7 protein-coding genes are annotated in these 6,284 nt (G+C 73.7%); 2 read left to right on the forward strand and 5 right to left on the reverse strand.

The features are described from left to right. Window positions 1-64: 64 nt before the first annotated feature. Genes ACIQCH_RS05445 through paaA form a run of 5 tightly spaced genes read right to left on the reverse strand, consistent with a single transcriptional unit; the run spans window position 65 to window position 3,706 of the window. On the reverse strand, window positions 65-1,165 hold the full coding sequence (locus tag ACIQCH_RS05445) for a 2Fe-2S iron-sulfur cluster-binding protein (protein WP_402578158.1): 1,101 nt from the start codon (window positions 1,163-1,165) through the stop codon (window positions 65-67). After that, window positions 1,166-1,678, reverse strand: a complete 513-nt coding sequence (gene paaD, locus ACIQCH_RS05450) for a 1,2-phenylacetyl-CoA epoxidase subunit PaaD (RefSeq protein ID WP_402578160.1) — start codon at window positions 1,676-1,678, stop codon at window positions 1,166-1,168. It lies immediately after the preceding gene. Then, window positions 1,675-2,436: a 1,2-phenylacetyl-CoA epoxidase subunit PaaC gene (paaC, locus tag ACIQCH_RS05455; RefSeq protein WP_402578162.1), complete on the reverse strand. Its 762-nt coding sequence runs from the start codon at window positions 2,434-2,436 to the stop codon at window positions 1,675-1,677. The genes paaD and paaC overlap by 4 nt, the downstream gene beginning before the upstream one ends. Further along, entirely contained in the window at window positions 2,433-2,717 is a 285-nt protein-coding gene (gene paaB / locus ACIQCH_RS05460; protein WP_030193240.1) for a 1,2-phenylacetyl-CoA epoxidase subunit PaaB, read from the reverse strand. Before paaB ends, paaC begins: the two co-directional genes overlap by 4 nt. Then, entirely contained in the window at window positions 2,714-3,706 is a 993-nt protein-coding gene (gene paaA, locus ACIQCH_RS05465) for a 1,2-phenylacetyl-CoA epoxidase subunit PaaA (RefSeq protein WP_402578165.1), read from the reverse strand. The genes paaB and paaA overlap by 4 nt, the downstream gene beginning before the upstream one ends. Before the next feature lie 93 nt (window positions 3,707-3,799). On the opposite strand from paaA, the gene ACIQCH_RS05470 reads away from it, so the two are divergent. Further along, a complete protein-coding gene (locus ACIQCH_RS05470; protein WP_402578167.1) occupies window positions 3,800-4,549 on the forward strand; it encodes a DUF5819 family protein in 750 nt (249 codons plus the stop codon). A 77-nt stretch (window positions 4,550-4,626) separates the two neighbouring features. Further along, entirely contained in the window at window positions 4,627-5,997 is a 1,371-nt protein-coding gene (locus ACIQCH_RS05475; protein ID WP_402578169.1) for an HTTM domain-containing protein, read from the forward strand. Window positions 5,998-6,284 lie beyond the last annotated feature (287 nt).

Consider the following 6,284-nt stretch of genomic DNA (forward strand, 5'->3'; position numbering starts at 1 on the left):
ATCTGACGGTGCGTCAAGATAGAACAGGTTCTGGTGGAAGGACAGACCCCGTACCGGGTCGGTGTCAGCGGTCGAAGTCCAGCTCGACCTCGTCCGTCAGCGGGTGGGACTGGCAGGCGAGCACGAAGCCGGCCTCCGTCTCCTCCTCCTCCAGCGCGAAGTTGCGGTCCATCCGCACCTCACCGCGCACCAGGAACGCCCGGCAGGTGCCGCAGACCCCGCCCTTGCACGCGTACGGCGCGTCGCCGCGGTTGCGCAGCACGGTGTCCAGCAGCGTCTCGCCGTCCTGCACCGGCCAGGTGCCGGCCCGCCCGTCGAGGCGGGCGGTGACGCGGCTGTCCGACGGGGCGTCCGCCCGGACCGCCGCCCGCGGGGCCTCGTCGACGTGGAAGATCTCCTCGTGGATCCGGGAGCGGTCCACATCCAGCCCGCGCAGCGCCTGCTCGGCACCCTGCACCAGCCCGAACGGCCCGCACAGGAACCAGCCCGCCACCTCGTCCACCGGCAGCAGCGCGGGCAGCAGCCCGGCCAGCCGCTCCTGGTCCAGCCGGCCCGAGTCCAGCCCGGCGTCCTGCTCCTCGCGGGAGAGCACGGTCACCAGCTGGAAGCGGTCCGGGTAGCGGTCCTTGAGGTCCGCCACCTCCTCCAGGAACATCGTCGAGGCCGCCGTACGGTCGCTGCGCACCAGGCAGAAGCGCGCGTCCGGCCGCTCCGCCAGCAGGGACGAGGCGATGGAGAGGACCGGGGTGATCCCGCTGCCGCCCACGATCGCCGCGTAGTGCCCCGCCGAGCCGGCCGGTTCCAGCGTGAACCGCCCGGCCGGGACCATCACGTCCAGCACGTCGCCCGCGGCGATCTCCTTGTGCGCGTACGTGGAGAACTCGCCGCCCTCCACCAGTCGCACGCCCACCGTCAGCCGCTCCGGGCCGGCACCGGCGCGCGGCGCGGGCGAGCAGATCGAGTACGTGCGCCGGACCTCCCCGCCCTCGGCCGTGATCCGGCGCATCGCCAGGTGCTGACCGGGGGTGAAGCGGTAGTCCTCGCGCAGCTCCGCCGGGACGTCCAGGGTCAGGGCCACCGCGTCGTCGGTGAGCCGCTCGACCGCCGACACCCGCAGGGAATGGAACGCGCCGTGGCGGGGGGAGGGGGTGGCACCTGCGGCCATCTACAGCTCCTTGAAGTGGTCGAACGGTTCGCGGCAGGAGACGCAGCGCCGCAGCGCCTTGCAGGCCGTGGACGAGAAGCGGCTGAGCAGCTCGGTGTCGGTGGAGCCGCAGTGCGGGCAGCGCACCGACAGCGTGACCGGCACCGGCCCCTCGGCCGTGTGCGGCCGGGGCGGGGCGATGCCGAACTCGGCGAGCTTGCGCCGCCCTTCGGCACTGATGTCGTCGGTGGACCAGGCCGGGGAGAGCACGGTGTGCACCGACACCTCGGGTATGCCGTGCTCGTGCAGCACCCGCTCGATGTCGGCGGCCATCGCCTCGATCGCCGGGCAGCCGGTGTAGGTGGGGGTGAGGGCGACCTCGACCGCCCCGCTCTCCAGCATCCGCACGCCCCGCAGCACGCCCAGCTCCGTGAGGGAGAGCACGGGCAGCTCCGGGTCGGGGACGGAGCCGGCCAGCGCGGCCAGCTCCTCCTCGAGCCGGGTGGGCGTGGTGTCCGCGGCGGAGCCGGTCACCACGACGCTCCGGGGTGGCTGCGGTGCAGGTGCTGCATCTCCGCGAGCATCCGCCCGAACGACTCGGTGTGCAGGCCCTGCCGGCCGGCCCCGGCCCGCCAGGCGCCGGTGCGCGGGCCCTGCGGCAGCTCGAGCCCGGCCCGCTCCAGGACCTCGGTCACGGCCGCCAGCCAGCGGGTCTCGAGACCGGACCAGTCCAGGTCCAGGCCCTCGACCGGCCGGAACGGCTCGCCGGTGAAGCGCCACAGCGCGTCCAGGCCGCGGCGCATGCGCTCCCGGCTCTCCTGCGTGCCGTCGCCCAGGCGCAGCGTCCACTGGACCGCGTGGTCGCGGTGGTAGGCGGTCTCCTTGACGGCCTTGGCCGCGAGCGGGGCGAACGCGGAGTCGCCGGCGGCCAGCTCCTCGTACAGCAGGTGCTGGTAGAGCGAGAAGTACAGCTGGCGGGCGATCGTCTGCGCGAAGTCGCCGTTCGGCTGCTCGACCAGCTGGAGGTTGCGGAACTGCCGCTCCTCGCGCAGGTACGCCAGCTCGTCCTCGTCCCCCACCATCGAGAGCAGCACGCGGGCCTGGCCGAGGAGGTCCAGGGCGATGTTCGCCAGGGCCACCTCCTCCTCCAGGACGGGTGCGTGGCCGGCCCACTCGCCGAGCCGCTGGGCCAGGACGAGGGCGTCGTCGCCCAGTGCCAGCGCGGCGGCGGCGTCGGTGGTGCCCGGGGTCCCGGTGGTGCCGGTGGTGCCCTTCGGCGCGGTGGCGGTCACAGGTTCTTCACCCCGTCCGGGACCTCGTAGAAGGTGGGGTGGCGGTACGGCTTGTCGGCGGACGGCGCGAAGAACGGGTCGCGCTCGTCCGGCGAGGAGGCGGTCACGGCCGAGGAGGGCACGACCCAGATCGAGACGCCCTCGTTGCGCCGCGTGTACAGGTCGCGGGCGTTGCGCAGCGCCATCTCGGCGTCCGGAGCGTGCAGGCTCCCGGCGTGGGTGTGGGACAGTCCGCGGCGCGAGCGCACGAACACCTCCCACAGCGGCCAGTTCTGCGTCATGCCCGTGCCTCCTGGTTCTGGTGCTGCTGGTCTTGGTGCTTGGCGGCGTAGGCCGCGGCGGCCTCGCGCACCCAGGCGCCTTCCTCGTGCGCCCGGCGGCGCTGGTTCAGGCGCTGCTCGTTGCAGGGGCCGTTGCCCTTGAGGACGTCCCAGAACTCGGCCCAGTCGATGGCGCCGAAGTCGTGGTGGCCGCGCTCCTCGTTCCACTTCAGGTCCGGGTCCGGCAGGGTCAGGCCCAGGGCCTCCGCCTGCGGGACGGCGATGTCGACGAAGCGCTGGCGCAGCTCGTCGTTCGAGTGCCGCTTGATCTTCCAGGCCATCGCCTGCGCGCTGTGGACCGACTCGTCGTCCGGCGGGCCGAACATCATCAGCGAGGGCCACCACCAGCGGTTCACCGCGTCCTGGGCCATCGCGTGCTGCTCCTCGGTGCCCTGGGACAGGGCCAGCAGCAGCTCGAAGCCCTGGCGCTGGTGGAAGGACTCCTCCTTGCAGATGCGGACCATGGCGCGCGCGTACGGCCCGTACGAGCAGCGGCAGATCGGCACCTGGTTGGTGATCGCCGCGCCGTCCACGAGCCAGCCGATGGCGCCGACGTCGGCCCAGGTCAAGGTGGGGTAGTTGAAGATCGAGGAGTACTTCTGCCTGCCCGCGTGGAGCTTGTCGAGCAGCTCGTCGCGGCTGGTGCCGAGGGTCTCGGCGGCGCTGTACAGGTACAGCCCGTGCCCGGCCTCGTCCTGGACCTTCGCCATCAGGATCGCCTTGCGGCGCAGCGAGGGCGCGCGGGTGATCCAGTTGGCCTCCGGCTGCATGCCGATGATCTCCGAGTGGGCGTGCTGGGCCATCTGGCGCACCAGCGACGCGCGGTACTCGTCCGGCATCCAGTCTCGGGGCTCGACGCGCTCGTCGGCCGCGACGGCGGCTTCGAACGCGGCCACGAGCGCGGGGTCGGGCACCTGCCCCGCCGCCGCGTCCTGGGTCACTGCAACCATCCTGGCTCCCCTGTCCGGGTCCCGACCGACCGATCGTTCGGTTCATCCTCTTCAATGGTGAGACGGGGGCCCGTAGGGTGTCAACCTCTGTGGATGGCTCTGTGGACGGCCGAGGAGCGGGGCGGGATGGATTCGTACGAGTGCGGGGCCCCCGCCGACGTGCCGCGGGCCGCGGGGATAGCCGGGCTGTCCCGGCCCGCGCGGGTGGCTGCGGCCCTGGCCCTCGGAACCGTGGCGGTCGCCGCGTGCTGGCACCTGGCGATGGTGTTCCTGCACGTCGCGCCCGAGAACACGGTCAGCAAGGCGCACCGCGAGGTCGTCGACGACTGGATCTACCCCGAGTTCGAGCAGAACTGGAAGCTGTTCGCCCCGAACCCCCTCCAGCAGAACATCGCCGTCCAGGTCCGCGCCGAGCTGCGCACCCCCAGCGGCGAGCGGGTCACGACCGGCTGGCGGGACCTGTCCGCCGAGGACGGCGCCGGCATACGGCACAACCCGGTGCCGAGCCACGTCCAGCAGAACGAGCTCCGCCGGGCCTGGGACTTCTTCACCGGCTCCCACGACGACCAGAACCGCGCCACCGGCGAGCGCGGCCGGCTCGCCGAGGCCTACCTGCGGCGGATCGCGCTGCAGCGGCTGTACGAGCGCCCGCGCGTCGGCGGGGTCGAGCGGATCCAGCTGCGGTCGGCCACCCGGTCGGTGGCCGCGCCGCCGTACAGCAACGAGGCCACGGACACGCAGGTCTACTACCGGGAGCTGCCCTGGTGGGGCGTGACGGAGGCCGACCTCACCGGGCCGGCGCAGCGGGCGGTCGCGGGCGAGCGCGAGGGGGCGGCTTCGTGAGCGGCGTGGACGCGGTGGAGCCGTCGGCCCCGGTCGGGCCCTCGGCCCCGGTTGATCCTTCGGCGTCGGCCGGGCCCGTGAGCCCGGTGGTCGCGGTGGGGGCCTCCAAGGCGCTGCGGGGCCGGTTGCGGGCCCGGCTGGCGGGGGTGGTCGGTCAGGTCACCGGGCGGGCCCTGGGCCCGTACCAGAGCGCCGTGGTGCGCATCGGCTTCGCCGCCACCTGGCTGCTCTTCCTGCTGCGGGAGTTCCCGCACCGCCGCGAGCTGTACGGGCCGGACGGGCCCTGGAGCTTCGAGCTGGCGCAGCGGCTGGTGGCGGGCAACGACGCGTTCACCGTGCTGCTGTGGAGCGACAGCACGCTCTGGTTCGAGCTGGTCTACGCGGTGGCGGTGCTCTCCAGCGCGTTGCTGCTGGTGGGGTGGCGCACGCGTGCGACGTCGGCGCTGTTCATGGTCGGGGTGCTCTCGATCCAGAACCGCAGCGTGTTCATGGGGGACGGCGGGGACAACGTCGTGCACCTGGTCGCGCTCTACCTCGTACTGACGCGGTGCGCCCAGGTGTGGTCGCTGGACGCCCGCCGGGCGGCGCGGTCCGGGGCCGCCCCGGACCGCGACCGGGTGGGCCCCGTGCTGTGGGTGCTGCTGGGCGGGGTGCTGTTCGGGGCGGCGGCCGCGGGCCGGCTCGGCCTCGGGTGGCTGGCGGTGCTGGGGCTGCTGTGGGCCGTACAGGGCCTGTGGTGGGCGGTGGACCGCGGGAACCGGTACGACGCGGACGTGGACGCGGACGCGCGGGGCGGGGCACGGGGCGAGGCGCGGGCGCTGTTCGACGTCTTCGGCAACATCGTGCACAACGCGGGGCTGCTGGTGATCATGGCGGAGGTCTGCCTGATCTACGCCACGGCCGGCTGGTACAAGATCCAGGGGTCCCGCTGGCAGGACGGGACGGCGCTGTACTACCCGCTGCACCTGGACTACTTCTCGCCCTGGCCGGAGCTGTCGGGGTTGCTGGGGGCCAGCGGGACGGTGGTGCTGCTGCTGTCGTACGGGACGGTGGTGGTGCAGGTCGCGTTCCCGTTCACGCTGTCCAACCGGCGGGTGAAGAACGTGCTGCTCGTGGCGATGATGCTGGAGCATGTCGGGATCGCGGTGCTGATGGGGCTGCCGTTCTTCTCGATGGCGATGATCGCCGCCGATGCGGTCTTCCTGCCGACGGCCTTCCTGCTCTGGCTCGGCGCCAGGGCCTCGGGCGTGTGGGCGCGGCGCCCGGCCCCACGCCTCCCCGGCCGAGGCCCCCGTGCCGCCGCCCCGCACCCCGGGGCCGCCCCGGTCGCCCCCGCGACTCCGGCCGACTCTGCCGCCGCCGCGCACCTTCCGGCGCCGGGCGGGCCTCCGGTCGGCCCGGCCGATCCGGAGCCGGGTGCCGACGCGGCCCCCGTCGCCGCGGGCTGAGTTCCCCCACCCCGCCCCTTCCCGAAACCGGGGACTCCGCCCCCGGCCCCCACCGCCGGGCTCCGCCCGCCGTCCTGGGGCTCCGCCCCAGACCCCGCGCCTCAAACGCCGGCGAGGCTGGAGTTGGCCTGGGGTTTCGCCCGGATCCTGAGCCTCAAGCGTCGGGGGGCTGGAGGTGGCCTGGGGTTTCGCCCCGGGCCCTGCGCTTCAAGGGTCGGGGGCTGGAGGTGGTCTGGGTTTCCGCCCCGGGCTCTGAGCCTCAAGCGTCGGGGGGCTGGAGGTGGCCT

Origin of the sequence: Streptomyces sp. NPDC093225, assembly GCF_044753805.1 — a bacterium.
Classification (GTDB): Bacteria; Actinomycetota; Actinomycetes; order Streptomycetales; family Streptomycetaceae; genus Streptomyces.